The organism is Myxococcus vastator (assembly GCF_010894475.1).
In the GTDB taxonomy this organism is placed as follows: Bacteria; Myxococcota; Myxococcia; order Myxococcales; family Myxococcaceae; genus Myxococcus; species Myxococcus vastator.
The window spans coordinates 1-785 of sequence record NZ_JAAIYB010000913.1; the positions used below are offsets into that span (position 1 = coordinate 1).

General features: G+C 73.4%; 1 protein-coding gene. It reads left to right on the forward strand.

Features of this window, described 5'->3' with window-relative positions:
* Positions 1-187 precede the first annotated feature (187 nt).
* Positions 188-688, forward strand: coding sequence for a G/U mismatch-specific DNA glycosylase (gene mug / locus G4D87_RS38295; protein ID WP_163787654.1), 501 nt, complete (start codon positions 188-190; stop codon positions 686-688).
* Positions 689-785 lie beyond the last annotated feature (97 nt).

Here is a 785-nt window from a genome sequence, read left to right on the forward strand (position 1 = left end):
GCCCCACCCCGCGCGCCTTCGCCAGCCACCCGAGCGCGCCAGGCCGCTCCGTCCCACGGGCAACACCCCACCCGCCGCATGGGGCCCTGGGGGGTTGCCTTCCCAGGTAGGCTCGCGAAGATGCGCCCCCATGACACCGCTCCGTCGCCCCTCACGAGATGAGCTGGACGCAGCCACCGGTCGCACCATGCCGGACGTCATCGCGCCCCGGCTGCGCGTGCTCTTCTGTGGCATCAACCCCAGCCTCTACTCCGCGGTGGTGGGCTACCACTTCGCGCGGCCCGGCAACCGCTTCTGGCCCACGCTGCATGCCGCGGGCATCACCCCGCACACCTTCCAGCCCACGGAGCAGGCGGCCTTGCTCGCGCTGGGCTACGGCATCACCAACGTGGTGGACCGCGCCACCGCCACCGCGGACCTGCTGAACCCCGCCGAGCTGGCCCAGGGCGCGAAGGCGCTGGAAGCCAAGGTGGCGCGCTACCAGCCCCGCTACCTCGCGGTGCTGGGCGTGAGCGCCTACCGCATCGCCTTTGGCCGTCCCAAGGCCACGCTGGGCTCGCAACCCGAGCGCCTGGGCGACACGCGCTTGTGGGTGCTGCCCAATCCCAGCGGGCTCAACGCGCACTACCAGCTCGACGCGCTGGGCCGCCTCTTCGCCGAGCTGCGACGCGCCGTGGAGCAGGGCTGACGACTCCCGGTGCGAGTCCGCGGCGCCGCGCACACCGTGCCTTGACCCGTGGGTGCGCCCGCATGCGACGCTTCCCACCAGGCCCCCCCCCGACCTG